19 protein-coding genes are annotated in these 25,715 nt (G+C 51.4%); 12 read left to right on the plus strand and 7 right to left on the minus strand.

The features are described 5' to 3' along the window. Positions 1-55: 55 nt before the first annotated feature. Positions 56-658 carry a DJ-1/PfpI family protein gene (locus ACR9FF_RS06980; protein ID WP_127490802.1) on the minus strand — a complete coding sequence of 201 codons (603 nt, stop codon included), beginning with the start codon at positions 656-658 and terminating at the stop codon, positions 56-58. A gap of 306 nt (positions 659-964) precedes the next feature. Between ACR9FF_RS06980 and ACR9FF_RS06985 the strand changes: the two genes are divergently transcribed. From ACR9FF_RS06985 to ACR9FF_RS07015, 7 genes are all read left to right on the plus strand, one after another. Continuing rightward, complete coding sequence (locus ACR9FF_RS06985; protein ID WP_127490801.1) at positions 965-2,770, plus strand: cache domain-containing sensor histidine kinase; 1,806 nt, start codon at positions 965-967, stop codon at positions 2,768-2,770. Further along, complete coding sequence (locus ACR9FF_RS06990) at positions 2,763-4,097, plus strand: response regulator (protein ID WP_116393931.1); 1,335 nt, start codon at positions 2,763-2,765, stop codon at positions 4,095-4,097. The genes ACR9FF_RS06985 and ACR9FF_RS06990 overlap by 8 nt, the downstream gene beginning before the upstream one ends. Positions 4,098-4,194: 97 nt before the next feature. Continuing rightward, positions 4,195-5,121 (plus strand): carbohydrate ABC transporter permease, encoded by a 927-nt coding sequence (locus ACR9FF_RS06995; RefSeq protein WP_015842957.1) that lies wholly within the window; start codon positions 4,195-4,197, stop codon positions 5,119-5,121. Then, a complete protein-coding gene (locus ACR9FF_RS07000) occupies positions 5,118-5,990 on the plus strand; it encodes a carbohydrate ABC transporter permease (protein WP_127490799.1) in 873 nt (290 codons plus the stop codon). Before ACR9FF_RS06995 ends, ACR9FF_RS07000 begins: the two co-directional genes overlap by 4 nt. Positions 5,991-6,105: 115 nt before the next feature. Further along, complete coding sequence (locus tag ACR9FF_RS07005; RefSeq protein WP_435169929.1) at positions 6,106-7,557, plus strand: ABC transporter substrate-binding protein; 1,452 nt, start codon at positions 6,106-6,108, stop codon at positions 7,555-7,557. Between the two features lie 162 nt (positions 7,558-7,719). Then, positions 7,720-9,117 carry a glycoside hydrolase family 32 protein gene (locus ACR9FF_RS07010; RefSeq protein WP_435169931.1) on the plus strand — a complete coding sequence of 466 codons (1,398 nt, stop codon included), beginning with the start codon at positions 7,720-7,722 and terminating at the stop codon, positions 9,115-9,117. Positions 9,118-9,233: 116 nt separating this feature from the next. Continuing rightward, positions 9,234-9,881 (plus strand): hypothetical protein, encoded by a 648-nt coding sequence (locus tag ACR9FF_RS07015; RefSeq protein WP_435172052.1) that lies wholly within the window; start codon positions 9,234-9,236, stop codon positions 9,879-9,881. Positions 9,882-9,988: 107 nt separating this feature from the next. Here the strand turns inward: ACR9FF_RS07015 and ACR9FF_RS07020 are convergent, their stop codons facing one another. The 4 genes from ACR9FF_RS07020 to ACR9FF_RS07035 all read right to left on the minus strand — a co-directional run bounded on the left by ACR9FF_RS07020 (position 9,989) and on the right by ACR9FF_RS07035 (position 15,381). Then, the gene (locus tag ACR9FF_RS07020; protein ID WP_435169933.1) at positions 9,989-11,365 is read right to left on the minus strand and encodes a sugar porter family MFS transporter; all 1,377 of its coding nucleotides are present in this window, start codon (positions 11,363-11,365) and stop codon (positions 9,989-9,991) included. 242 nt (positions 11,366-11,607) lie between these two features. Continuing rightward, the gene (locus tag ACR9FF_RS07025) at positions 11,608-12,963 is read right to left on the minus strand and encodes a response regulator (protein WP_435169935.1); all 1,356 of its coding nucleotides are present in this window, start codon (positions 12,961-12,963) and stop codon (positions 11,608-11,610) included. Then, positions 12,938-14,401: a sensor histidine kinase gene (locus ACR9FF_RS07030; protein ID WP_435169937.1), complete on the minus strand. Its 1,464-nt coding sequence runs from the start codon at positions 14,399-14,401 to the stop codon at positions 12,938-12,940. The genes ACR9FF_RS07025 and ACR9FF_RS07030 overlap by 26 nt, the downstream gene beginning before the upstream one ends. Continuing rightward, positions 14,398-15,381 (minus strand): substrate-binding domain-containing protein, encoded by a 984-nt coding sequence (locus ACR9FF_RS07035; RefSeq protein ID WP_435169939.1) that lies wholly within the window; start codon positions 15,379-15,381, stop codon positions 14,398-14,400. The genes ACR9FF_RS07030 and ACR9FF_RS07035 overlap by 4 nt, the downstream gene beginning before the upstream one ends. Positions 15,382-15,554: 173 nt before the next feature. Between ACR9FF_RS07035 and ACR9FF_RS07040 the strand changes: the two genes are divergently transcribed. Next, a complete protein-coding gene (locus tag ACR9FF_RS07040) occupies positions 15,555-17,375 on the plus strand; it encodes a PAS domain S-box protein (protein ID WP_127490793.1) in 1,821 nt (606 codons plus the stop codon). Between the two features lie 42 nt (positions 17,376-17,417). On the opposite strand, the gene ACR9FF_RS07045 is transcribed toward ACR9FF_RS07040, so the two are convergent. Beyond that, complete coding sequence (locus ACR9FF_RS07045) at positions 17,418-18,428, minus strand: LacI family DNA-binding transcriptional regulator (protein ID WP_116393922.1); 1,011 nt, start codon at positions 18,426-18,428, stop codon at positions 17,418-17,420. A 212-nt stretch (positions 18,429-18,640) separates the two neighbouring features. Between ACR9FF_RS07045 and ACR9FF_RS07050 the strand changes: the two genes are divergently transcribed. The 4 genes from ACR9FF_RS07050 to ACR9FF_RS07065 all read left to right on the plus strand — a co-directional run bounded on the left by ACR9FF_RS07050 (position 18,641) and on the right by ACR9FF_RS07065 (position 23,142). Further along, positions 18,641-20,431 (plus strand): L-fucose isomerase, encoded by a 1,791-nt coding sequence (locus ACR9FF_RS07050; RefSeq protein WP_435169942.1) that lies wholly within the window; start codon positions 18,641-18,643, stop codon positions 20,429-20,431. Between the two features lie 62 nt (positions 20,432-20,493). Then, complete coding sequence (locus tag ACR9FF_RS07055) at positions 20,494-21,153, plus strand: class II aldolase/adducin family protein (protein ID WP_435169945.1); 660 nt, start codon at positions 20,494-20,496, stop codon at positions 21,151-21,153. A gap of 42 nt (positions 21,154-21,195) precedes the next feature. Next, positions 21,196-22,698, plus strand: coding sequence for a rhamnulokinase (locus tag ACR9FF_RS07060; protein WP_435169947.1), 1,503 nt, complete (start codon positions 21,196-21,198; stop codon positions 22,696-22,698). 15 nt (positions 22,699-22,713) lie between these two features. Further along, the gene (locus ACR9FF_RS07065) at positions 22,714-23,142 is read left to right on the plus strand and encodes an RbsD/FucU family protein (RefSeq protein ID WP_127490789.1); all 429 of its coding nucleotides are present in this window, start codon (positions 22,714-22,716) and stop codon (positions 23,140-23,142) included. An 857-nt stretch (positions 23,143-23,999) separates the two neighbouring features. Here the strand turns inward: ACR9FF_RS07065 and ACR9FF_RS07070 are convergent. Continuing rightward, positions 24,000-25,625 carry a glycosyl hydrolase gene (locus ACR9FF_RS07070; RefSeq protein ID WP_435169950.1) on the minus strand — a complete coding sequence of 542 codons (1,626 nt, stop codon included), beginning with the start codon at positions 25,623-25,625 and terminating at the stop codon, positions 24,000-24,002. Positions 25,626-25,715: the final 90 nt, after the last annotated feature.

Raw genomic sequence — 25,715 nt, forward strand, 5'->3', positions numbered from 1 at the left:
CGAAAGAGGCAGCTTACGGCTTAAAAGCCAAAGCTGCCTCTTTCGCGATTTTCAATTATGATGTCAGAGCTTCTGCGTCTGCTGCGGTTGTTGCGGCATCCTCGCGGACAAGCTTCAGGAACTCGCGCATAAAGCCGGGAAGATCCGGCCAGGCATGGCCGGTTACAAGCTTGCCGTCCACATGAAGCGTCTCGTCCGCGTAGCAGGCGCCAAGGCGTTCAACTTCAAGGCGAGAAGCGTTGTAAGCCGTCATGGTACGGCCGTTGAAATAGCTGTAATCGGGCAGCGACAGGAATACCTGCGCCCCGTGGCAGATCGCGCCAATCGGCTTGTCGGCATCGATAAAATGCTGCAGAATGCGAGGCAGCTCCGCATTGCCGCGAATATATTCCGGCGCTCTTCCCCCGGGAATAATAATCGCAGCGTATTCGGAAGGGTCTACATCGGCGAAGCCCAAATGGGACTGCAGCTGATGAGCGGGTTTTTCCGTATACGTGTCCCATCCCTCGATAAAGTCATGGCAGACGGTATGTAAGGTTTTTTGCGTCGGGGAAGCGATAACGGCCTCGTAGCCTTCCTCCAGCAGTCGGTAATAAGGATAATACACTTCCAAAACTTCCGCGGCATCGCCAGTCACGATAAGCACTTTGTTCGACATAGGATCACTCCTCCAAAGAATTGTGAAGCAATTCTTACTTCGTAAGCATGGGCTTAAAAGAATAGTGAAGCAATTCTTCCATCGCAAGCATTCGCTTAAAGAATCGTGATGATGAATACACAGCTATTATGCCCTTCACTGTTGAAACAGTCAATATTTTCCTTTTTATATCTCAGAAAATCGTTCGTTTCTACTAGAATCAAAGCTTGAAGTGCGTGAAATTACCTATACAATAAATAAGAATAGCCATACTGCCGAATTGCATATTTGCTATATTTAAAGGAAGGAAGCTGGGGGTGCGTCATCATGAGAACGGGCTTTTCCAATCCAATGACCAAGCTAAGCGTGAAGCAGCAGCTGCTGCTCCTGTTCCTGCTTATGGTCAGCCCGATATTCATTCTTCACAGCTACGGAAATTCGGAGGCCGAACAGATACTCAAACGCCACGTAACGAATGCCTACGCTGAACTGAACAAACAGAACCATACGCTGATCGACCGGGATATCGATACCGTCAACAAAATCACAACGACGATTATCCAGAACCCCACGGCTCAGCAGCTAGTCCCCGATGACGATGAAACCGTCATTGAACGCGTCCGGAAATACGAGAAAATGGATGCTTTGCTGGCAGGCTATTCAACCGCCTTAAACGGCGGGGAGGCTGTTTATTACAGTCTGTATATCTATGATCCCAATAACTATTATTTCTTTGCGCCTAAGGTTCAGATGATCCAGAGCGGCGTATATTTCTTCTCCGACGCCAATAAGCCGAAATGGTTCGACAAGGCGGTAGGGCTGAAGGGTCAAGGCTTTATGGAGATTATCGAAAATAACGATATGCTCGTCAAGAAACGTACTTTGGCTTATATCCGGGCGGTAAATACCGTTAGTCAGGGGCACAGCGTCATCGGCGTGCTCATCGCAACCAACATGGATAAGAAGCTTGCCGAATCCATGCAGTCGGTATCCTTGCCCGGCGGAGAAATCTTTTTCACGGATAAGCAGAATTATATTCTGGCCTCCACAAGTCCGAAGACGATGGGCTCCACGGTTGAGCTTCCTGTAACCGCTTCCGGCGAAGCGGAAAGCCTGAATAAACCGATTATGACCTCGGAGTACATTTATATGGCCAGCGACAATGAGCTGCTGCAGCAGCGGCTGATCTACAAAATCCCGATCAAATCGCTCCTTCAGCAGCAAAATGAAGTGAAGCGGGTTATCCAGCTGATATCGGTGGCTTACATCCTGTTCGGGTGTATCGTCATATTCTATTTCTGGCGTTCGCTAATGACGCCGTTGCAAAGACTGGCAACGTTTGTCCGCCGTTACGAGCCTGGCAAGAGAGTGCCGGAGACGCCTGGCAAAGGCAGAAACGACGAGGTGGGAGTATTGATTGGAGCTCTGTACGATATGGCCCGCCGGCTTAATGGACTTATTCACGACAAATACCAGATGGAGATCAAGCAGCGGGAAAGCCAACTTCAAATTTTGTATCAACAGATTAATCCTCATCTTCTCTACAACACGCTTGAGAGCATTTATTGGAAAAGCTCGCTCGAAGGCAATTCCGAATCGGCGGAAATGATCAAGGAGCTGTCGAAGCTGATGAAAATCAGCTTAAGCCGCGGCCGGGAGCTGATTACGCTGGCGGAGGAGCTGGAGCATGCGGCTGCTTACGTGAAGCTGCAGCAGAAGCGTTACGACTATGACTTCCGGGTCATCTGGGCGGTACCGGAGGAGATGATGAACCATCTCATTCCGAAGGTTACGCTGCAGCCGTTGATCGAGAATGCCATCATCCACGGCGTCAAGAACATGGGGGAAGACGGCGAGATTCATATTAACGCGGAATACGAAGGCGACAAGCTGCTGATCCGCGTGGAGGACAACGGTTATAAAGAGGTGGATCATAAAGCGATTGAGTCTCTGCTGAACGAGCCGGCCGCGCAATCGTCCTCCGGATACGGCGTCAAAAACATCCATCAGCGGCTTCAGCTGCATTTCGGCAATGTCTACGGCATTCAGTACAAAAAAAGAAACGGCGGCGGAACGATCGTTACGATCCAGCTTCCGGCAGCCGGCGAAAGGAAGGAACTAGGCGATGTATAACATACTGGTGGTGGACGACGAACCGCTTATTTGCAAAGGTCTAAGCAGCGTACTGGCTTCTTCCGGCATTGATATTTCCGCCATTCACATGGCTCATAACGGTTACGAGGCGCTTGACGTCCTGCGGACCGACGATATTGATCTGCTCGTTACCGATATTCAGATGGGGACGATGAACGGCATCGAGCTGATGCAGCAGGCGAAATTAATTAAGCCATGGGTACAGACGATTATTATTTCGGCCCACGAGACGTTTCATTATGCCCAGATGGCGATCCGTCTCGGAGCTAAGGACTATTTGATCAAGCCGCTGAACAACGAGCAGTTTTTGGATTCCGTGCGCAACGTATTGCTAAAGCTCCATAAGCCCGAACCCGCCGAACAAGAGGAGCTGATCGCGGGCATGCAGGAGCATTTCCATATGGATGAGCTGAATCCGCAATCCGTGGATTGGCTTAATCAGCTCGTGAGCAGTCAGCCATCGCTTAAAGTGCAGGATATCGTTCGAATTTTGAAGGAGAAGCACGGGATCCGGCTAGAGGGTCCTTATTTCTCCATGATCCGCATCCGGCTTAATCTTGCGGACCGTAACCGCGAGTTATCGAAGACGGATGAAAGACTGCTCCGTTATGCCGCGCTTAATATCGTAAACGAGCTCTTTGACGAGCATTGGAATAATACCGCCTTTTACGCTTCGGAGCGGGAAATCAATATTATTTTGCAATGGAATGAGACGTTGTACGGGGAGACGGCATCTTCCGGCATTATGAACGAGCTGGATATGATCGGCCGCAGCCTGCATTTCAATATCCAGAAGTTTCTGGGAATTACAAGCGTAATCGGCATCAGCCAGATTCTGAAGGGGATCGAATTTATTGACGTGCTTCACGATCAGGTGATCAAAGCGCTTAGCTGCAATGACCGCCATAAGGACCACTATGTGTTCTATTACGGGGATTTCAACTGGAACCAATATTCCCAGCGCCCAACCGAAGAAGAGTTCACCGCCCAGACCAGCCTGATTGTCGAGAAAGCGATGGAGTACATTAACCAGAATTTCGCGCAGAAGGGCTTAACCCTGCATGAAGTCGCGCAGAACAACCATGTCAGCCCGAACTACCTCAGCTATCTGTTCAAGAAGGAGACGGGTTATAACCTGTGGGAATACGTCGTTAAGCTGCGGATGGAGGAGAGCAAGCGGCTTCTTCTTCATACGGACATGAGACGTTACGAGATTTCGGAGAAGGTAGGTTACGAATCGCCGGAGCATTTCAGCAAAATTTTTAAAAAGTATTACGGCATGAGTCCGAGCGAGCTAAAGAAGTAGAATTACTCATCATTGCCTTGGATACGCACATTACCTCGGGAGGCTCCTTTTTTTACAATAAGGATAGAGGATTGTTAAAGAAAAGAGGGAGACTTGTATGGAGCAACACGCTGTCGCAAACGCGCCTCTCGAGCGTAAAGGCCGATTTGCCGTATTTTTGAGGAAGCATTTCTGGGGACTACTGTTCCTGCTTCCAGCCTTTATTATTTTTATCTTGTTTCTATGGGTCCCGATCTTCAAAGGATTCATCTACAGCTTCTACCACATTGACTTTGTAAAAGGGAACAGCTTCGTTGGATTCGACAACTATAAAGTCGCGCTTCACGATAAAGACGCCTGGACGGCGGTGAAAAACACCGTTTATTATATGTTCCTTTGTCTTGTGATAGGTTTCTGGATTCCGATCGTATTCGCCATTGCGATTTCCGAGCTTCGCCGGTTCCAAGGTGTTGTCCGCGTAGCCGCTTATCTGCCGAATATTATTCCGGTAGTCGTATTGTACGGATTATGGCGCTGGTTCTATGACCCTGTCGGCCCGATCAACGGCGTGATTACAGGCTGGTTTGGCGCCGATGAACCGGTATCCTTTATGACGGATACCAAATGGTCGATGATCTCCCTTGTTATTATGGAATCATGGCAGCAATTCGGCTCGGCGATGCTTATCTATTTGGCCGCCGTGCTCAGCATTCCGCGCGACTGGTACGAAGCGGCGGAAATCGACGGGGCTGGCGTATGGAACCGGATTCGTCATATCACGCTGCCTTCGATCAAAGGCCTGCTTGGCCTTCTTCTCATTCTGCAGCTGATCGGTACCTCGCAGGGCTACCAATCCCAGCTTGCGATGCTGGACGGCGGACCTAACAATGCTACGCTGACCTACGCGCTGCTCATTGTAAAATACGCTTTTAACCAGCAAAATTACGGGGTTGCGGCCGCGCTTGGCGTTCTGATGTTTATCGTGCTGGGCTTGCTCGCCATCGTTCAATACAGGCTTCAAGGCAAGGAGGGAGACGTGCGATGAAACAGCTGGACAGAGGTATACTCTCTTCGTTTGACCTGAAGAAGAAGCCTATCTTGATCGGCTATTCGATCATGGTGCTTGTGCTGGTCGTCATGTCCTGTTCGATGATTTATCCGATTCTGACGACATTCTTTAACGGCCTCAAAACCAATGTGGAGGTTAACTCCTTCCCGCCGAGGTTCCTGCCAAGCGAATGGCATTTCGACAACTTTAACAAAGGCTGGAATTTCATCGATCTTCCGGAGTTTCTAAGAAATACGCTGTATATTTTCGGAGGCAACCTGGTCATTACCGTAGGCGTTCTTGGACTTGCGTCCTTCAGCTTGTCGAGGCTGAACGTGCCTAAGCGCAAAGCGGTCTATTTCTTCTTTATGATGACCTTGTTTATTCCGCCAACAACGTATATCATTCCGAACTTCGTGAACCTGAAGGATCTAGGCCTCATGAACTCGTTTGCGGCCTTCTGGCTGCCGGCGGGCGCCAATGCCTTCTTCCTGCTGCTGCTCAAAAACTTCTTCGACGAGATTCATTACGAAATTTTCGAAGCAGCCCGTATCGACGGCGCCTCGGATTGGAGAAGCTTCGTGCAGATCGCGCTGCCGCTGTCGGTACCGATCTTCTCGACGCTTGCGATCTTTATCTTCTCGTCTTCCTGGAACGACTGGTTCTGGCCGTCGCTCATTATGCATAACGACAGCCATTATCCGCTGGCGACGGCGATCTACAAATACGTGATTAACGCCAAAGGCCTGGCGCTTAATATCCGGTTTGCGATTCTGACCATGGTCATGCTTCCGCCAATCGTCGTGTTCCTGATCTTCCAGAAATACATCATGCGCGGATTGCATCTGGGCGGAGTGAAAGGGTAGTATTCAAATCGTAATAGTGCACATGATCGGAATAGGAATACACCTCGCAGGCTCCTATCCCTCTCCACTATGATGAGGGTGTAACAAATAAACGAACTCGAGAAGGGGAGTTACAATGAGAAAGAGCGTCTTTACGACAGTAGCTGCGGTATTACTTTGTTCGACTCTTGCCGCCTGCGGCGGCAACAACAATACGTCGAACAACGGCAACAAGCCGGCTGAAAGCGCGAATGCAAGCGCAAGCACTGACACGGCAACAGCCACTCCACAACCATCTGACGATATTACGCAAAAGAAAATCAAAATCAGCATTTATTATCCGCTTCCTGACCAAGTCGAAAACCGCAAGCTGGAAGACGACAAGATCGCACGCTTCAACAAGGTATATCCTAACGTGGAGATCGTGAAGAGCGACTGGCATTACGCTCCTAACGAAATCGGCATCAAAATGGCTGCCAACGAAGCGCCGACCTTCTTCAACACTTACGCAACCGAAGCGAAGTTCCTCGTTGAAAAAGGCTGGGCAGCCGACATTACGGACCTGTACAACAGCTACGAGTTCAAGGATCAGATCAACCCGGTACTTCAAAACCAATTCATCATTGACGGCAAAGTATACGGTATCGCTCAAAAAGGTTATGTAACAACGACCGTTGTCAACAAAAAAATGCTGGATGACAAAGGCGTAGCCGTACCTTCGTACGACTGGACTTGGGATGACATGGTGAATACCGCTAAAGGCGTTGCCGATGCGAAGAAAGGGATCGCGGGTATCGCTCCAATGGGTAAAGGCAACGAGGCAGGCTGGAACTGGACCAACTTCCTGTTCGAAGCAGGCGGCGAGATTCAAAACATTGCGGACGGCAAAGTAACGGCGGCATTCAACTCCGAAGCCGGCAAGAAAGCGCTCGACTTCTACAACAAGCTGAGATGGGACGCGGACGTTATTCCGAAAGACTGGGCACTTGGCTGGGGCGACGCTGTAGGCGCGTTTGGCCAAGGACGTACGGCAATGGTTATCGCCGGTGCGGAAGGCGTACTGGAGCAAGCGCTGAACCAAGGCGGCATGAAGATCGAAGACGTACTCACTTATCCAATGCCTGCAGCCGAAAAAGGCGGCAAACATACGGGCGTATTGGGCGGCGACTACCTCGTCATCAACCCTAACGCTACAAAAGACGAACAAGAAATGGCATTCCGTTACATCACGTTCGACTACTTCACCGACGATTATCTGACTTCGATCGAAAAAGACATTCAAGCTCGCAAAACGGAAGGCAAATACTTCATTCCGCCGCACATCAACTACTTCAGCCCGGATTCGGAGTATGGCAAAAAAGTTCAAGCGATCTTCGACAAGTACGACAATGTATACAAATACAACGCGGAATCCAATGCTCTGCTCGACGGCAAGCCTGAAGCTCAGTACAATACGCAAGAATACTACGGTTCGATGACGAACGTCTTGCAAGAAGTATTCTCGAAAAAAGGTACCGACACGCAAGCTCAGCTCGACGCGGCTGCGAAAGAAATGCAAACGAAGTACTACGACGCAATCAAGCCTTAATATGAACGGGAGTATCTCCTCGATCTAACCCTATAAGCGGCCGTGCAGATGAATTTGAATCTGCACGGCCGTTTTTATTTGACCATTGACATATTCAACATATCGTTTATATTGTGGAGGTGAACTTATGAAGCTGGCAGCCAAAAGGATAGGGGAGATAACATGGATCGTTATAGACCAAGGTATCATTTTACGGCACCTCGCAACTGGATGAATGACCCGAATGGACCGTTTCAGTTAAACGGCGAGTATCATTTGTTTTACCAGCATAACCCGTCAAAGCCCGAGTGGGGCGATATTCATTGGGGGCATGCCACAAGCCCGGATCTGGTGAATTGGACGCATCTGCCCGTTGGAATGGCTCCCTCTTATGAGCATGGCGAAGCTCACTGCTTCTCCGGCTGCTCCGTAGTCCATGACGGCGAAGTGACATTGTTCTATACAAGCATTGGCGAGGGGGAACGGAATGCGGCTACCGGAGCACAGCAATGGATGGCTCGCGGGACGGATTTGCGTACCTGGCGGAAACCGGACATTAACCCGGTTCTAACCCTGGAGCTTCATGGAGACCTTGAGATTCGGGACTGGCGGGATCCTTACGTCTGGAAGACGGAAGACGGCTGGCGAATGATTCTTGGCGGAATCCATGAGGAAAAAGGCTGCGCGTTTATATACAACTCCGAGGATTTGGAGAAATGGAGCTTCCAAGGTATTTTTTATAAGGGCGAAGAATGGATCTGGGAATGTCCGCATTTGTTCCGTTTCGGCGATAAAGCGGTATTGTTCTATTCGCCAAGCGGTCCGGTTCGTTATCTTTCCGGTACGATCAGCGGGGATAAGCTTATCGATGTGCAAAAACACGGCACCGTGGACCATGGCGGCTGGGAAGGCTATTATGCTTCAACCGGATTCGTGGACGAGAACGGCCGCCGCATTGTGCATGGCTGGATCCCGGAAGGCAGCAGAGGCGAAGAATTTCCCGAGAACCTGGACTGGGCCGGGGCTCTGGCGCTGCCGCGTGTCGTAGATCTTAAGCCAAGCGGCGCGCTTTCCATGTCCCCGGTACCTGAGGTGGAGACGCTGCGAGGCGTGAATTACAGCTTTAAAGATATAGCAATCGGACAAACGCCAGTTCTATCGGGAGTACAATCGACCTCCTTCGAATGCTTGCTTGAAATCGACAGGAAGTCGATTGAGGCAACAGGTCTGACCGTTTCCTTATTCGCTTCCGACTGCGGCAAGGAGCATACCGATGTATGCCTCAACTTGGCTTCCCATACGATTACCATCGACCGGTCGAATTCAAGCCTGCTTCCAAAGGTCCATAAAACGCCGGTTCAAGGTGAATTGCCGGCTGCAGACGGCACGGAGCTTATCAAGCTTCGTATTTTCGCGGACCAATCCATTGTGGAAGTGTTTGTGGATGACGAGACCTGCCTAACGGCCAGAGTTTATCCGACATTGGAAAATAGTAGCGGCATCCAGCTCCGAACAGACAGCGGTGAAGCCGTGGTTTCCAGTCTTCAGATTTGGGAGATGAAGGCTGCGGAAATCAGATAAGATGATAACCATAATTAGAGCATCCTTCGCAGGTGCTCTTTTTTAACTTTCAGCACCAAGCTCATCATGATATTCTCTAAGTAATATCGATCATGCAAAGAGGCAGGTTGAATGAAATGAAGATTGGCTGTTTACATGCTCATTATTCCAATATTGAATATATTGAAGCTTCAATTGGTTCGAAGGCGGAATTGATACACTTTGTGGATCCCGGACTTATGAGGTGTATGGAAGAAGGTTTTGACAAGGTTAAAGTTAAGGAGAAAGCCGCTGATCAGATCAAATGGATCACTCAGTCAGGTGTAGATGCGATTCTCATTACTTGCACCGGTTACATTGCTCTACTTGAAGAAGTTGAGACTAATCTGCCCATTATAAAAATAGACGAGCCCTTTTTTAATGAGATTTGTAAAATAACGCAGCCGCAAATACTTCTGTTCACGAATCCCGCAACTGTTGAAGGTACGATGAAGCGGCTGAAGAATTTTGCTTCATCGCATGGTTACCAGCTTCCGGACATTGAAGTCAGAGTGATTGAGAACGCGTTCCAGCTTATTATGCAGGGACAGAAGACAGAGTACGCCGACGAAGTCTTCAAGTTTATCGAGAAACTGCTCCAATCGGAACAGGATAAGAAAATAGCCGTTGCTCAGCTCTCGATGGTCAAAGCAGCCGAGAGGGTGGCACAAGAATATAATATATCCATCTCCAATCCATTAGCGCCGTTGGCAGCCTATGTTTCAAGAAAGGACAGGAGCAACTAAATAAAAAAAGCTGGGCGAAATGAATCGCCCAGCTTTTCTGCTTATTTTAAAAAGGTAATCGGTAGAGGAAAGGGGATACCCCGTCCTTAGAAACGATTCCGTTCACCTTATTTCCCGTTCCAGGACGCCTCGATTTCCTCCAGCGACTTGCCTTTCGTCTCCGGTACAACGCGCATCGTGAACAGGAACGTAATCAGCGACATGGCGCCAAAGATCCAGAACGTTACGGATGGTCCTGCCGATTCAAGCATTGGCGGGAACGACTGCGAAACGACGTAGTCGGCGATCCACAGCGCCATCGATGCGATTGCGGTAGCCCGGCCGCGGACGCGGTTCGGGAAGATCTCGCTCAGAACGACCCATACAACAGGTCCAAGCGACACGGCGAATGCCGCAACATAGATCAGGATAAAGATCAGCACAAGCGAGCCGGTCGTATGGCCGGTATGGAATGCGATGCCGATAACCGCCAGACAAATCGTCATGACGGACGAACCAACTAGCAGCAATACTTTGCGGCCGACTTTATCAATCAGCCAGATGGCCAGAATCGTAAACAGGAAGTTAACGAGGCCAATCAGGATCGTTTGCAGCAGGGACGAATCCGTGCCGGAGCCCATCGACTTGAAGATTTCCGGCGCGTAGTACATAACCGCATTAATGCCGGTGACTTGCTGAAGAACGGCAAGCACGACGCCAACGATCAATGCAAGGCGGATGCCCGGGCGGAAAATCTCTTTGAGCGAGCTGCCTTTTTCATCAGCGAAAGAGGCTTTAATATCGAGAACCTCTTGCCTTGCCTCTTCTTCGCCGTGAATGCGAAGAAGGATATGGAGAGCTTGCTCCGCCCGACCTTGCTTAATTAGCCATCTTGGGCTTTCAGGCACAAGGAAGAGCAGAATGAAGAAAATAACGCCTGGCACAACGCCTACTCCAAACATCCAGCGCCATGCGTTTGCAATATCCCAAGCATCATCGCCATAGCCGGCAATACCCGAGTTGACGAAGTAAACAAGGAAGATCCCCGTAACCGTTGCGAATTGGTTCAAGGCAACGAGACGGCCGCGGTATTTAGCCGGAGCAATCTCCGCGTTATACAGCGGGCAAAGCGTGGACGTAATCCCGATCCCAAGACCGCCGATCATGCGGGCAACGATGTACATCGAGAACGTATCCGGAATCGCTGAGCCAATCGAGCCGATAATGAACAGGGCTGCTGCCGCGATAAGTACTTTTTTACGGCCGAAACGGTCGCTTAGCACGCCGGAGAATCCCGCGCCAACAATACATCCGATAATTAGCGAGGATACGGCCCAGCCGACGGCCACCTCGTTTAAGTCAAAACGGTCTTGCATAAATCCGATTGCTCCCGATACGACAGCGGTATCGAAGCCGAATAATAAACCGCCAAGAGCGGCAATCATCGAAACGAGCGTAACAAACTTCATGCTTTTGCCATCGGCATTTGCAGTTAAGCTGCTCATTTTATTTATTCCCCTTCCATATGTGACTGATTGAATGGTTGCGTTTATTGAAACGAGTCTCATTATAACACCGGAATGGAGAGGGCTAGCGGACATTCGTCAGCACTTATTTGTGTAGTTCCAGCATGGAAAAGCCGCCTTGTCCGCTATAAAGGAGAGTGCTTGAAGCGAATAGCATTTTATTAGTTTGCCAAAACAAAAAAGTCCATGCCGCCCTGGCATGAACTCCCTGCATATCCTAATCATTTCGCTTGACTGCGGTATTCGGTCGGGGTGAGCCCCGTCACCCGCTTGAACACCCGGCTGAAATAATTCGGGTCCTTATAACCAACCTCGAAGCATACTTCCTTCAAAGCCAGCTCATCGGCGGACGAGATCAACTGCTTGGCTTTCTCGATCCGCAGCCCCGTCAAATAATCGATGAACGTCGCTCCGACCTGCTGCTTGAACACTTTGCTGAAATAGTGGGGATTCAGATGAACATGCTCGGCTGTCTCCTCGAGCGACAATTCCTCCGTAAAATGAAGCCCAATGTACTGCTTCGCCTTATCCATTACGTTAATCGTCTGCTGCTCCCGCTGCTCCCGAATCCGCTGCAGGGCGGAGATTACATAGGAGCGCTGATCCTCCGGATCGGAGTGTTCGCCCGAAGAAGCTGGAGCCGCCGCCGCCGCGGCAACGGTTGACCCCGTACCTTGTACCACACCTTCGAAATCGCGGACCTCGCCGAGATGCCGGTCAACGTCAGAAGCGAATACAGCCTCGAAATACGATTTGCGCCAGCCTCCAGCGCCTGATTGGACCGATCCGATTCCTATCGTAACCGGCAGCTGGAACTGCCTTTCGGCCAGACTGCACAGCTTCTCTCCAAACATCTTGATCTCGGCTTTCCAGTCATGATCTTTCGTATCATTCCGAATAAAAATAGCCATATGCAAGTCGATCAAGGAGCTGACAATACAGGAAATCCCGTAAGTCTTGGCGAAGCTGCGGAACGTTTCGTACAGCTTTTTCTTATCCAGTGTATAAATCTGCTTAGGGAAGGCCGCAACAACCGCGCAGCCCTCATCAAGCGGGAAGCTTAGCCAGTCGGACAGCTTCTCTTCATCCGCATCCAACACCTGATCGACCATAAGCAAGAGGGACAGTTCGTTTTCCACCAGCGGCTGCAGTTGGGATACTCTATCCCGCAAATGCAGCTCTTCGGTCCGTTTGGATTTCTCGCGTTCCAGCTCCTCAATGAGCTGGTTCAAGATCGACGAGATCTGCTCGCGTCCGGCAGGCTTGACGATATATTCTTTTACGCCTAGGGAAACCGCTTCTTTGGCATAGGCAAAAAAGTCATAAGCCGTCACCAGAATAAACTTGGTGTCCGGCAGGCGAGATTTTATTTCCCGGATGGCTTGCAGACCTTGAATACCGGGCATATTAATATCCATCATAATGATATGGGGGCGGAATTCCTCCGCCTGTTCAATGGCTCTTCGGCCATTATCGGCAAACGCGATCTGGAACCTGTCCGGCAGCATCCGGTGAATGAGATGCTCCAGCCCTTCGCGTTCCAGCGCTTCGTCATCGGCGATCAATAGACGGTACATCGTGATCCGGTCCTCCTTTCTGCTCTTCGCCCTGAGGCAGGAGGAGAATAACCGAGGTTCCCCGTCCTGGCTCGCTTTCGATCCTTACGACATCTTGCCGGTTATAGAAAAGCCGCAGCCGCTTAATCACATTTCGCGTGCCAAAGCCCATTGAATTTTTTTTCGCGGGAGCGGGTTTAGTGGGCTCTTGCAGGGCAAGAAGCGCGTCGCGATCCTCTATTGTCATTCCGGCTCCGTTGTCCCTAATGACTATTTTAACGTTTTCGCCGGACCGCTCGATAACAAGCTGAATCATTCCGCCTGACTCCATCCGTTCCACGCCGTGCACAAAAGCATTCTCCACAAGCGGCTGTACCGTCAGAGCGGGAATCAGCATATCCAGCACGGATTCATCGATCTGCTGCTTGATATCTACGCGGTTGCGGAACCGGGCTTGTTGAATCGTGAAGTACTCTTGAACATGCTTAAGCTCGTCGCCAAGCGTAACCGGGCGGTCCAGCTGGCTTAAGTTGTAACGAATCAGCTTGGACATCGACACAATAAGGTCGCTTGTCTGATCGGCCCCTTCAAGCAGCGCCAGCTTGGACAGCACATTTAGCGTATTGAACAAAAAATGCGGGTTGATCTGGCTTTGAAGGGCTTGAAGCTCCAGCTCTTTCACCAGACGCTCCGATTCCATGCGTTCCTTATCCCGGCCCATCAAGTCATTCAAATCCTTGATCATATGGCGGAACGCTTCCGACAGGATGCCAAGCTCGTCATTCGAGCGTTCGGGAAGATAAGCGGTATCGAGCTGCCCTTTGGACAGATGCTGCGCCGTTTGTACGAGACGGTCCACCGGCTCCGTAATGCTTCTGGATATCCATAACGCAACTACGATACTCAGCAGCGTATTGATGATGAATACGGCAGGACCAAGCCAATCCATTCGTACGATTTCCAATTGGATGCTCCGGTATACCGGCTCGTAAGCGCTAAGCTCCAGGTCAATGAGACGGCGTTCTTCCTCTCTTATGAAAGAGCTCGTCCGCTCCGTATCCTCATAGTAATCCAGCGCCTCGTTCGGAGCGGCAGACTTTTCAGCAGCTTGTACTTGCTCCGCCAGCGTCTGAAGCATATGGGCATATCCCTGCAGCACACCGGCGATGTCGGACTCCGTCCGCTGGCTTGCCAGCTGCCCGCTGATTTGCGCGAGTTCCGCCTGTTGCTGCTGAAGCGAAGCCCGGTTGTTGCCCTCGGGGTTCAGCAGATACGCGTACAGGGCCCGCACATTCTCATCGGCCGTTTGCGCCGACCGGGTATACAGCAGCATGCGGTCCATCATCGTATTGTAGCTGTGCTGCACCGTTTTGGAGCTTTCGAACAGGAAGAACGTGACGCCGTTCGTCAGGAGCACCAGCAGCGGGATAAAGAGCAGCAGCTTCCTTCGAAGTGTCATGGGGCGGGAACCTCCTTATCCGTAATGACGGAAATCGGAGTATACTGCTTCGAAGAAACGGTTTGTCCCTGAAAATATTGATTCAGCAGAGACATCGCTTCATAACCCATTTGGGAGGGCTGCTGCACAATCGAAGCTTCGATCTGCTTCTTCTTGATAGCGGTTAGAGTATCCTCCAGGTCATCGAAAGAAAAGATAGTAACCCCGCCGGGCTTAACGCGGGCAACGGCTTCCGCCATGCCAATACCGTCAAGGGAGCTGAAGCCGACCATATAATCGATCTCCGGATGCTCCTTCAGCATTAACTCAGCCTGCTGCGCGGCTTGAAGCCTGGATATATTCGAAGCGCGTACTTCCGCAATGGAGAGCCCCTTATACGTGTTAATGACCGACTGGAATCCTTCCAGGCGGAGCCGCTGATTGGCAGCCTCCTTGCTGCCTACAAGAACGCCAATGACGCCGCTTGGTTCCTTCGGTCCGTCCTCCGCAATAAGGCGTCCCATTTCTTGACCAGCATAAGCGTTATTGGTGCCGACATAAGCGAGGCGCTTGCTGCCGGGTTCATCCGTGTCGACGGTAACGACCGGAATCCCAAGCTTGTTCGCTTTTTCGATTAACGCCTTATCTTGCTCGGTTCCGATCCCCTGCAAAATAATCCCGTCCATCTTGGAGGCAATCGCCTTCTCCAGCAGCTTCATCTGCTCCTCCGCGTTAATGCGGAACGGTCCCATGTATTGCAGCTCCATCCGGTATTGACCGGCAGCTTTGAGCGCCCCCTGTTCCACGGATCGCCAGAACGGATTGTCCAGCTCTTGCGAGATTAGGGCGATCTGCCGCTTGGTTTGATCTTGATCGCCTGCCTCCAGCGGGGTTACAAGACCTCTAATCCGTACGGTAGACCAATAAAACTGAACCAGTACATAGGCAAAAATAATAAGTAACAGAAGGACGCCGATATTCCATCTTCTTCGGTTGGCCATATGGCTTCTTAAGCTCTCCTCGGGTGTCTGAATAATAGCCACATTATACATGAACGGACATTAAAGCCAAAATTAATCTAAATTCAATGTTCATGTTAGCAGGGGATTCCGGCATTTTGTGGAATTGATTTGAGTAGCGATCACTTTGAATTCGAAAAGGTGGAAATATTCGAATGGACAAGCATGGTCATATAATGAAGCATAACTTTATGGAATCGATATGGAACAATATCCCCGACGGGATTGTCGTAATAGATTTGGATGAGAATATTCTTGATGTCAATCCTGGGTTTGAAGCCCTTCACGGATGGAAGAGGGAAGAGCTGATTGGCAAGCCCTGCTGCTTTACGCCGGTACATCTTCTTGAAGAACGAAGATTAATGATCGATAAGGCCAAGCTTGGCGAAAGTCTGCAGTGTCAGGAGACGTTTAAGCTGCGCAAGGACGGCACGATGGTGTATGTCAGCCTTACTCTTACGGCTCTTAGGGATGAGAATGGGAATATCATCGGGGTTGTTGGAATTGAGAGGGATATATCCGACCGGATTAAGATGGAAGCCTCCTTGTTTGAAGCGGAAAGCTTGTACAGTCATCTGGCAGACAGCGCGCTGGCTGGTGTGTTTGTAGGACAGGGAAACCGTATTTTGTATGCGAACCCGTACTTGGCAGCCCTGTATGGTTATACGAATGAAGAATTGCTGCAGGTAGAGCTGGAAAAATTAATGCTGCCCGGCGAGCTGGAAGTCGTTTCGCGGGATGCGCAAGTAACCTTGATGGATCAGAAGCAAATCTACTTTCATTTCAACATTACAGGGGTTAAGAAGGACGGCTCCCCTGTTCACCTCGAAGGCAACTCCTGCCTGATCTCCTTTCAAGGCAAGCCTGCGCTGCTAGGCACGGTACAGGATATTACGATCAAGAAGGAAAAAGAGCGCTCCCTTCGCGACAGTGCCAACATGTATCAGCGTATTATCAAGTTCCTCCCCGAGCCTATTGTCTTGATCGACAATGGCGAAATTGTGTATGCCAATAAATTAGCGGTCAAGTTGATTGGCGCTGCCGACGATTCCGAGATGGTCGGGCGGCCTATCCTTGATTACGTCGATCCCGCTTATAGCGACGATCTGATGGATGTGCTCAACAAAGTGATTCATACCGACGACCCCACGAATTTTATCGAAAATAAGCTGCTGTGCAACGACGGTCAGACGATCGACGTTGAGATGTCGAGCATCCGGATCCATAATTACCGGGGAAAAATGGTGATTCTGACCGTTATCCGGGATTTGACGGACCGCAAACGGTCGGAAGAGATGCTTGTCCGTTCCGAGAAGCTCTCGGTGATCGGGCAGCTGGCAGCGGGCGTAGCTCATGAAATCCGCAACCCGTTAACCGCATTGAAGGGTTTTACCCAGCTGCTGAAATCCAAGGCGGAGGGGAACTCGTTCTATTATGACATTATGACCAATGAGCTGGACCGGATCAATTTTATCGTGAATGAATTTATGACTCTTGCGAAGCCGCATTTCTCCAAATTTAGCACGCGAAGGCTGGATCATATTTTACATGCCGTCATTTCGATTTTGGAAACGCAGGCGATTCTGATGAACGTATCGATCCGCACGGAATTCGAGAACTGTATTCCGTCGATTTATTGCGATGAGAATCAGCTGAAGCAGGTCTTTATCAATATTATAAAAAATGCAATAGAAGCAATGCCCCTTGGAGGGCAGATCACGATCACGGCGGCGATGGAACCGGATCATGAGCGGATGCGCCTGACGATCCGCGATGAAGGCATGGGCATTCCGGATGAGATCATCCGTCAAATCGGACAGCCGTTTATTACGACCAAGGAGAAGGGGACGGGTCTTGGCCTTATGATCAGCTCGCGCATTATCGAGCAGCATCAAGGGCTGATGAATATATCAAGCGTTCCGGGAGAAGGAACAACGATTGAAATCATCCTGCCGTTAAATACGGAGGAGCAATGAAGAGAAGGCTGAGCGACGATATCGCTCAGCCTTCTTTGTCTTTTATAGGGAAGAGACGGACCGGCGGATAATCAGCTCCGCGGGCAGGACGATTTTTTTCCACGGTCCGGCTTCCTCTTTATTCTGAATGCGGTCGATCAGCATCTGCATGCCCAGGTAACCGAATTGATAGGCCTGCTGCGCGGCAACCGTCATAAACGGATCAACCTCGGAATACGGGCCAAAATCGTCAAAGCAGACGATGGAGATGTCTTCCGGAATCCGCATATTCCGTTTTCTCAGCAGTCGAATGGCTTCGATCGCCAATACATTGTTGCCGGCTACGACGGCCGTCGGGAGCGGGTCTAGCGAATCCAGCCAGGCTTCCATCTCCGACAGATCGGTACGCGGACCGTAACTGGTCTCAAAGACGATGCTCTCGTCATAGGTCAATCCGTTCAGGATTAGCGCTTCCTTATAGCCTTCAAGACGCAGTCTTGCGCTTGATATCGTATCCGAGCCGTTTACCATCGCAATGCGGTGATGGCCCTGCTTGGCAAGATGGTTAACCAGCTGGCGTGCGCCTTCCTTGCTGTCCCCAAGCACGATGTCGCATTCGACGCCGGGCACCTCGCGGTCCAGCAGGACGAACGGGATGTTATGCCGCTGCAGCGATTCGAGATGGGGCAGAGATGGATCGCCGGCCGGGGCAATCAGCACGCCGTCTACCCGGGTCGTCAGAATCGTATTAATGTAGTCGGCTTCCTTCTCCAGACTTTCGTCGCTGTTGCCGAACAGCAGGCGGTAGCCGTTCTTGGTGGCGGCATCTTCGGCCCCCCGGGACAATGTTGTATAGAACGGGTTCGTTATATCGGTAATAAGCAGGAACAAGCTCCGGGTCTGCTGCAGAACAAGGCTGCGGGCCATTTGGTTCGGAACATAGTTCAGCTCTTCCATTACCTTTTTGACCCTGGCTCTTGTTTTCTCGCTTATTCTGCCTGTGTTATTGATAACTCTAGAAACGGTCATCGCGGATACGTTAGCTTTCTCCGCAATATCATAGATTGTAACCATACCTACTGCTCCTCATCGACATTTCATGCTTTTATCTTACAAGAGAAAACGATTGACAGCAACAGGACGCCTTGTTAAATTAGAGTTATCGGTAACATTTTATTTGCTAGTTTCGTTATTATTCATTCATTGGTTTATGCTTTCGAGGTAAGAATCATCACGAACAGCCTTAACGGCTGTTTGTGTGACAATTCTTTTTAGGAGGGGTATTTATGACGGACATCGCTTATCGCTTTCAGAATGGTTTTCCCAAGATCGGGATTCGTCCAACGATAGACGGACGCCGCAAGGGAGTTCGCGAGTCGCTTGAGGTTCAAACGATGAATATGGCTAGGTCGGTCGCGAATCTGATCGCCGAAAATTTGCGTTACCCAAACGGTGAACCTGTGCAATGCGTCATTGCGGATACGACTATCGGCGGGGTGGCGGAAGCAGCGGCCTGCGCGGACAAATTCGCCCGCGAGAATGTTGGGGTATCGATAACGGTTACGCCTTGCTGGTGTTACGGTACGGAAACGATGGATATGAACGCTTCCATCCCGAATGCGGTATGGGGCTTTAACGGAACGGAGCGTCCGGGTGCGGTATATTTGGCTGCCGTTCTGGCAGGCTACGCGCAAAAAGGCATTCCGGCATTTGGCATTTACGGCGAGGAAGTTCAGGAAGCATCCGATACCTCCATTCCGGATGACGTGCGGGGCAAGCTGCTTTCCTTTGCGAAATCGGGACTTGCGGTAGCTTATATGCGCGGCAAATCGTATTTGTCGATGGGCTCGGTATCGATGGGCATCGCGGGCTCTATTGTAAGCGATTCCTTTTTCCAGGAATACCTCGGCATGCGGACGGAATACATCGATATGTCCGAGTTTGTACGCCGCTTCGAGGAGCAGATCTACGATCCTGCCGAATTCGAGAGAGCGCTAGCTTGGGTGAAAGAGAACTGCGCGGAAGGTCCGGACAATAACCCGGAAGCGATTCAGACCTCGCGCGAGAAGAAGGATCAGGACTGGGAGACGGTTGTTAAAATGACGATGATCGCCCGCGACCTGATGATCGGCAACCCGCGCCTTGCGGAGCTTGGCTTCGGCGAAGAAGCAATGGGCCATAATGCGGTTGTGTCCGGCTTCCAGGGACAACGCCAGTGGACGGACCATTTCCCGAACGGCGACTTTATGGAAGCGATTCTGAACTCCTCCTTTGACTGGAACGGCATCCGCCCTCCGTTTATTGTCGCAACGGAGAATGACAGTCTGAACGGCGTCGTTATGCTGTTTGGCTACCTATTGACGAATACGCCGCAAATTTTCGCGGACGTGCGCACTTACTGGAGCCCGGCTTCCGTGGAGCGGGTAACGGGACATAAGCTTGAAGGCCATGCGGCTAACGGCATTTTGCATCTGCTTAACTCGGGTTCGGCAACGCTCGACGGTACCGGCGAGCAGCAGCTTGACGGCCAGCCGGCGATGAAGCCGTTCTGGGATATTACGGAAGACGAAGCGGCGGCTTGCCTTGCGGCTACTTCGTGGAGACCGGCTGGCGTGGAATATTTCCGCGGCGGCGGCTTCTCCTCCGACTTCCTGTCGCGCGGCGGCATGCCGATGACAATGTCCCGGATCAATTTCGTTAAAGGCGTAGGGCCGGTTCTGCAAATTGCGGAAGGCTACTCCGTCGAGCTGCCAAGCGATGTGCATGACAAGCTCGACAAGCGGACGGATCCAACCTGGCCAACGACTTGGTTCGCCCCGAATCTGACAGGCAAAGGCGCCTTCAGTTCCGTATACGACGTGATGGACAACTGGGGAGCCAACCACGGCTCGATCAGCTTCGGCCATATCGGCGCAGAGCTGATTACGCTTGCTTCGATGCTGCGTATTCCGGTCAATATGCATAACGTTCTGGAAGAGAACATTTTCCGTCCGCGGGCATGGGGTCTATTCGGCACTAACGACAAAGAAGCGGCTGACTACCGGGCTTGCTCGAACTTCGGGCCATTGTACAAGTAAGCAACATGCTTTCGAAGTAAGAATTACCTAATATGTCAAATAAGGAAATTCTTTTTAAGGGGATGGAAGAATTGGATATTCGGCAGGAGCTGTGCAAATACGCAAGAAAGACCGTTGCGAATAAGCTGGTCGTTGGACCGGGCGGCAATATAAGCGCGAAGCATGAAGGGAAAATGTACCTGTCGCCAAGCGGCTTTGCCCTTGACGAAGTGGAGCCGGAGCAATGGGTAGCGGTTGATATCGAGACCGGCGCGGTAGAGGATAACGGACTTCGTCCGTCCTCTGAGGTGCTGATGCATCTGTACGCTTACCGTGCGAATCCGGCGATTGGGGCCATTGTTCATACCCATCCGCCATACTGTATCGCTTTTACGCTGGTCGAAGAGGAGCTTCCGATTATGTTCCCGGACCAAGCGGCGCTTGTCGGCAAGACCGTCTATATTCCATACGTGCTGCCTACGACGGAAAAGCTGGCGGATGCCCTCGTCCCTAAAGTGAAGGAAGCAAGCAGCATTTTGCTTGGCAATCACGGCCTTGTCACAACCGGACGCAACCTGCGCGAGGCGTATTACCGGACGGAGGTTGTGGAAGAGAGCGCGAAGATCTTCCTGATCGCCAGCCAGGTTAAAGAACCAAAGGTGCTGACGAAGGAAGAATTCGAGGAGATCGCGTCGCTTGAGAGCGAGGCTTACCGGATCAAGCTGCTGCAGAAGCAGCAATAACTTAAGGACAGCGGCTGCCGCTGCAAGGAGGAATTCAGGCATATGGAACAAGCAACCACCGTATTGGCGTTTGATCTTGGAGCAAGCAGCGGCAGGGCGCTGATTGGCAGGCTGACGGGATCCGATATGGCGGAGCGCAGGCTGGAGGTAGAGGAGATACACCGTTTTCCGAATGTTGCGGTTCAGGTTGGCCGTCATTTGCATTGGGATATTCTTAGGCTGCTGCAGGAGATGAAGCATGCGCTGCGCAAGGCGTTCCAGCTTGGGTATAAGCCGGTTACGTTTGGCGTGGATACATGGGGCGTCGACTTTGGCCTTCTGGATGCGAATGGGGAGCTCCTTGGCAATCCCTATCATTACCGGGATCCGCATACGGAAGGGCTGATTGAGGAGATCGAAGCCAGATTTGGCAGAGGAGAGCTGTTCCGGCAAGGCGGTCTGCAGTTTATGCCGTTTAATACGGTCTATCAGCTGTATGCCATGAAAAAGGCAGCTTCTCCAAAGCTGGAAGCGGCGAGGACGCTGCTGCTGACGCCGGACCTGCTTGTCTATTTGCTGACGGGGAAGCGGGTTTGCGAGTTTTCGATGGCGACTACCACGCAGCTTCTTCATCCGGATACTAGGAAGTGGAATACGGCTCTTATGAAGGAGCTGGGGATTCCGGAAGAGATGTTCCTTGAGCCTGTTTATCCGGGAACCCGGATTGGGCCCTTGTCGGAGGAGGTTTGCGAGGAGCTGGCAATTCCGGCCGTTGAAGCGGTTGCCGTTGCCACGCATGACACGGAATCGGCCGTCGCAGCCATTCCGGCAGCGGCAGAACCGTTTGTGTACCTGGTATGCGGCACCTGGTCGCTGGTAGGGACGGAACTTGACCAGCCGTTGTTAACCGAAGAGGCGATGGAGCTTGAGTTCTCGAATGAGGGCGGAGTTGGCGGCAAATACCAGCTGCTCAAGAACATCATGGGGTTGTGGATTTTGCAGGAGTGCAGGCGGGAGTGGGAAGAGCAGGGGATGGCGTTTTCTTTTGGCGAGCTTGCGGTTATGGCCGAGCAGGAGGAGCCTTTCCGCTATCTCATTAATCCGGATGACCTGCGGTTCTTCGGCCCGTCCAACATGACGGAAAAGGTAAGAAGCTATTGCCGCGAGACGGGGCAGCCCGTTCCGGAATCGGCGGCGGAGGTTGCAAGGTGCATTATGGACAGTCTTGCTCTTAAGTACCGGAATGCGCTCGAGCAGATTGAGAAGCTGACGGGCAAGCAATACGGCGGCATGCATATGGTCGGCGGCGGTATTCAGAACAAGCTGCTCTGCCGTCTGACGGCAAATGCGATCGGCCGCCCGGTATGGGCCGGACCGGTGGAAGCAAGCGCGATTGGCAACATGCTGGCACAGTTTATGGCGCTTGGTGAATGCGCGAATCTGGAGGAAGCGCGGCAATTGTCGGCGGCATCCTTCCCGGTTGAAATCTACGAGCCAGCGGATACGGATGTATGGAATGAAGCTTATGCACGATTCAAGCAGCTGTTGCAGGCTGATCTTAATTAGGGAGGACCCCTAGCGATGTTGAATGGTATTCCGAAAATCCTTTCACCCGAATTGCTGAAGATCCTGATGGAAATGGGGCATAGCGACGAAATTGTGCTGGCCGACGGCAATTTCCCGGCGGTAAGCCATGCCCAGCGTCTTGTCCGCTGCGACGGACATGGCGTGCCCGAGCTGCTGGATGCGATTATGCAGCTGTTCCCGCTTGACCAATATGTCGAGAAGCCGGCTGCTCTCATGCAGGTGATGCCGGGCGATCCGGCGGAGACGCCGATCTGGGGCGAGTATAAGGCCATTATTGCGCAGCGCAGCGGCTTGGAAGAGCCGTTCGAGGAAGTGGAGCGATTCGCCTTCTACGAGCGCGCGAAGAAAGCCTACGCTATCGTTGCAACCGGCGAAAGCGCGATCTACGCCAACTTAATCTTGAAAAAAGGCGTTATTAAATAGTTTGTAATGGAGGAAGCTGCCCGCGAGGGCAGCTTTTTTCGCTCGCGCTCGCTTAACGCTGCGCGGCATCGTTAAGCGAGCACAAGTGAGTAAATTAGCTGGTCTTAACGATGTGGCACATCGTTAAGGTGGCTCTCAAACAGGGGAAATGCCCAGTTTGGGCTGATTTTAAGGAGCGTAGCAATGTGCGGCATCGTTAAGCTAGCCCATGCGAGTAAATTAACTGGTCTTAACGATGTGCGACATCGTTAAGGTGGCTCTCAAACAGGGGGGAATGCCCAGTTTGGGCTGATTTTACGGAGCTTAGCGATGCGCGGCATCGTTAAGCTAGCCCAAGCGAGTGAATTAACTGGTCTTAACGATGTGCGACATCGTTAAGGTGGCTCTCCAACAGGGGGGTGTGCCCAGTTTTGGCTGATTTTAAGAAGTTTAGCGATGCGCGGCATCGTTAAGCTAGCCCAAGCGAGTGAATTAACTGGACTTAACGATGTGCGACATCGTTAAGAAGATAACGCAAAAAAACCTGGTTACTGAGGGAGCCGGCGGGTCAACGCGAGGTGAGAGCAGCCTGGTAAGCGGGAAAAACCGTGTTACTGGGAGGGCGGCGGGTCAACGCGAGGTGAGAGTAGACTGGTAAGTTGGAAAAACCGTGTTACTGGGAGGGAGGCGGGTCAACGCGAGGTGAGGGCAGCCTGGTAAGTTGGAAAAACCGTGTTACTGGGAGGGAGGCGGGTCAACGCGAGGTGAGAGCAGCCCGGTAAGCGGGAAAACCGTCTTACTGTGTGGCCGGCGGGTTAACGCGTAGGGGACGCGGACGCGAAAAGGCCGTGCCGGTAATCCGGCACGGCCAACAAGACCTAAGTCGTCTTAAACGTATACGATTTGCGGGAAGCCTCTCGGTTCTTGGAATCAAAGACAACAACCTCGATTTTATGGCTGCCGGCTTTCAGCTTGTCCGGCTGGATCGAGAAGGTGTAAGGATACTGCTGGCGCGTCAACACAACAGCGCCGTCCAGTTTGATGACGACCTTGCTAATATAAGGGTCATACGTTTTCACCCATACGACGCCGGTAGCCGGCTTGCCGATTGTGCCTTGATTCGCAAACTTGCTTACGGTTTTCGTATAACTGCTTGAACCCGATACGACCTTCGACAAGTAATAAGGATCTTGGATCATTTTGCCGTAAGAAGCGAGCAATGCCGGACTTTCCGTCAGGCTGAAGTTGTTCAGGCTGCGCTCCGCGCTGTAGGAATCCGTCAACGTATTGAGACTGAACCAGTTGATTGATTTTACGCGAGGATACTTCAGTTTTGCGCCATGATAGAGCATATTCATCTTCGTAATGGCAAAATTGACGGCAGACGTATTACCGGCTTTGCTGAAGTGCGTCGCGCCAAATTCACTGATCATAATGGGCTTGCGGGAAGCGTACAGCTTGTACGTGTAATCCACGGAATCCAGCGGATTCACTTGATCGGCGGGCTCCTTCACATTGCCGTTGAAATATTTGACGCTGTAGATGCTGAGGCCAACCCAGTCAACATAATCGTCTCCCGGATAATAAGCCGTGATTTTTTGCTTCGGATTCGCCGCCGGCGACCAGACCATAGCGACATTCGGAGCTTCTTCCTTCATGACCTTCGAGACCAGGCGGAACTTCTCGATGTAGAGCGACGGATTGCCATTCCACTTCACCCAGCTGCCGTTCATCTCGGAGGCGAACCGGAGGAAGACAGGAACGCCCGCAGCTTTTGCATCCCGCGCGAATTTGCGTAAATACGCATCATCCTTGACCGCGTTTAATCCGTCATCCGGCTGCAGAGCAATTTGAATTGCGCCACCGGCTTCTTTTACGGTCTCTGCCCAATGATAAGGGAACGGATTGCCGTATTTATGGTAGTTGAAAAACACGGCATGCTGCTTGCTGGCGAGCTTGTTGAAGGCGTCAAATTTGCCGTCTTTTTGTTTCTCGACGCCGCTGTCTTTCTCTACGTAGGCACCGATGTACATGCCCGACGCGGGTTCGAACTTCGCTAAGTGGCTGCTTCCGGATGAGGGGGAGGCGCCTTCTTTCTCAAGATAAAGATCGATTTCCGTATTCAAGGCGTCAGCTTTGGCCAGTACGGCAAAATACGTGTTTAGGTCGCCGGATTTTTCCCCGATCGCTTTGTGGATTTTGGCTTCCCGATAATACGTATCGGCCGCCTTCTGGAACTGATTGTCCAGCGTATAAGCCTCCGCCAGCTTACGCAAGTAACCGGCTTGCTCCGACTGGGCTACGGCAAGCTCGAATTCCTTGATCGCGAGCTTGATTTTGCCTTGATTCATATAAGAAACACCGTTTGTGTAATGCTTCCAGTGGTGTACCGTGTCTGCCGCATGCACGGTTTGCGCGAGCGGCTGTACCGTTAAGGCCAGAATAAACGCCATCGCAAGGATAAATCGCAATCCCCTCCAGCCTTTCTTACGAGCGATTGTCATTTGTCATGCCCTCCTTATTTGTCCTATAGCTTGTTGTATTTGCCTGGAATAGGCATTTCTTTCTACAATTATCGGTTTCGCGTTTGCACA

Source organism: Paenibacillus glycanilyticus (genome assembly GCF_051200795.1).
GTDB classification, from domain to species: Bacteria; Bacillota; Bacilli; order Paenibacillales; family Paenibacillaceae; genus Pristimantibacillus; species Pristimantibacillus glycanilyticus.

What these genes read in the sequence shown, in the direction of transcription:
- ACR9FF_RS06980 (WP_127490802.1), bottom strand. Translation starts at nt 658, where the DNA reads ATGTCGAACAAAGTGCTTATCGTGACTGGCGATGCCGCGGAAGTTTTG.
- ACR9FF_RS06985 (WP_127490801.1), top strand. Translation starts at nt 965, where the DNA reads ATGAGAACGGGCTTTTCCAATCCAATGACCAAGCTAAGCGTGAAGCAG.
- ACR9FF_RS06990 (WP_116393931.1), top strand. Translation starts at nt 2,763, where the DNA reads ATGTATAACATACTGGTGGTGGACGACGAACCGCTTATTTGCAAAGGT.
- ACR9FF_RS06995 (WP_015842957.1), top strand. Translation starts at nt 4,195, where the DNA reads ATGGAGCAACACGCTGTCGCAAACGCGCCTCTCGAGCGTAAAGGCCGA.
- ACR9FF_RS07000 (WP_127490799.1), top strand. Translation starts at nt 5,118, where the DNA reads ATGAAACAGCTGGACAGAGGTATACTCTCTTCGTTTGACCTGAAGAAG.
- ACR9FF_RS07005 (WP_435169929.1), top strand. Translation starts at nt 6,106, where the DNA reads ATGAGAAAGAGCGTCTTTACGACAGTAGCTGCGGTATTACTTTGTTCG.
- ACR9FF_RS07010 (WP_435169931.1), top strand. Translation starts at nt 7,720, where the DNA reads ATGGATCGTTATAGACCAAGGTATCATTTTACGGCACCTCGCAACTGG.
- ACR9FF_RS07015 (WP_435172052.1), top strand. Translation starts at nt 9,234, where the DNA reads ATGAAGATTGGCTGTTTACATGCTCATTATTCCAATATTGAATATATT.
- ACR9FF_RS07020 (WP_435169933.1), bottom strand. Translation starts at nt 11,365, where the DNA reads ATGAGCAGCTTAACTGCAAATGCCGATGGCAAAAGCATGAAGTTTGTT.
- ACR9FF_RS07025 (WP_435169935.1), bottom strand. Translation starts at nt 12,963, where the DNA reads ATGTACCGTCTATTGATCGCCGATGACGAAGCGCTGGAACGCGAAGGG.
- ACR9FF_RS07030 (WP_435169937.1), bottom strand. Translation starts at nt 14,401, where the DNA reads ATGACACTTCGAAGGAAGCTGCTGCTCTTTATCCCGCTGCTGGTGCTC.
- ACR9FF_RS07035 (WP_435169939.1), bottom strand. Translation starts at nt 15,381, where the DNA reads ATGGCCAACCGAAGAAGATGGAATATCGGCGTCCTTCTGTTACTTATT.
- ACR9FF_RS07040 (WP_127490793.1), top strand. Translation starts at nt 15,555, where the DNA reads ATGGACAAGCATGGTCATATAATGAAGCATAACTTTATGGAATCGATA.
- ACR9FF_RS07045 (WP_116393922.1), bottom strand. Translation starts at nt 18,428, where the DNA reads ATGGTTACAATCTATGATATTGCGGAGAAAGCTAACGTATCCGCGATG.
- ACR9FF_RS07050 (WP_435169942.1), top strand. Translation starts at nt 18,641, where the DNA reads ATGACGGACATCGCTTATCGCTTTCAGAATGGTTTTCCCAAGATCGGG.
- ACR9FF_RS07055 (WP_435169945.1), top strand. Translation starts at nt 20,494, where the DNA reads ATGGAAGAATTGGATATTCGGCAGGAGCTGTGCAAATACGCAAGAAAG.
- ACR9FF_RS07060 (WP_435169947.1), top strand. Translation starts at nt 21,196, where the DNA reads ATGGAACAAGCAACCACCGTATTGGCGTTTGATCTTGGAGCAAGCAGC.
- ACR9FF_RS07065 (WP_127490789.1), top strand. Translation starts at nt 22,714, where the DNA reads ATGTTGAATGGTATTCCGAAAATCCTTTCACCCGAATTGCTGAAGATC.
- ACR9FF_RS07070 (WP_435169950.1), bottom strand. Translation starts at nt 25,625, where the DNA reads ATGACAATCGCTCGTAAGAAAGGCTGGAGGGGATTGCGATTTATCCTT.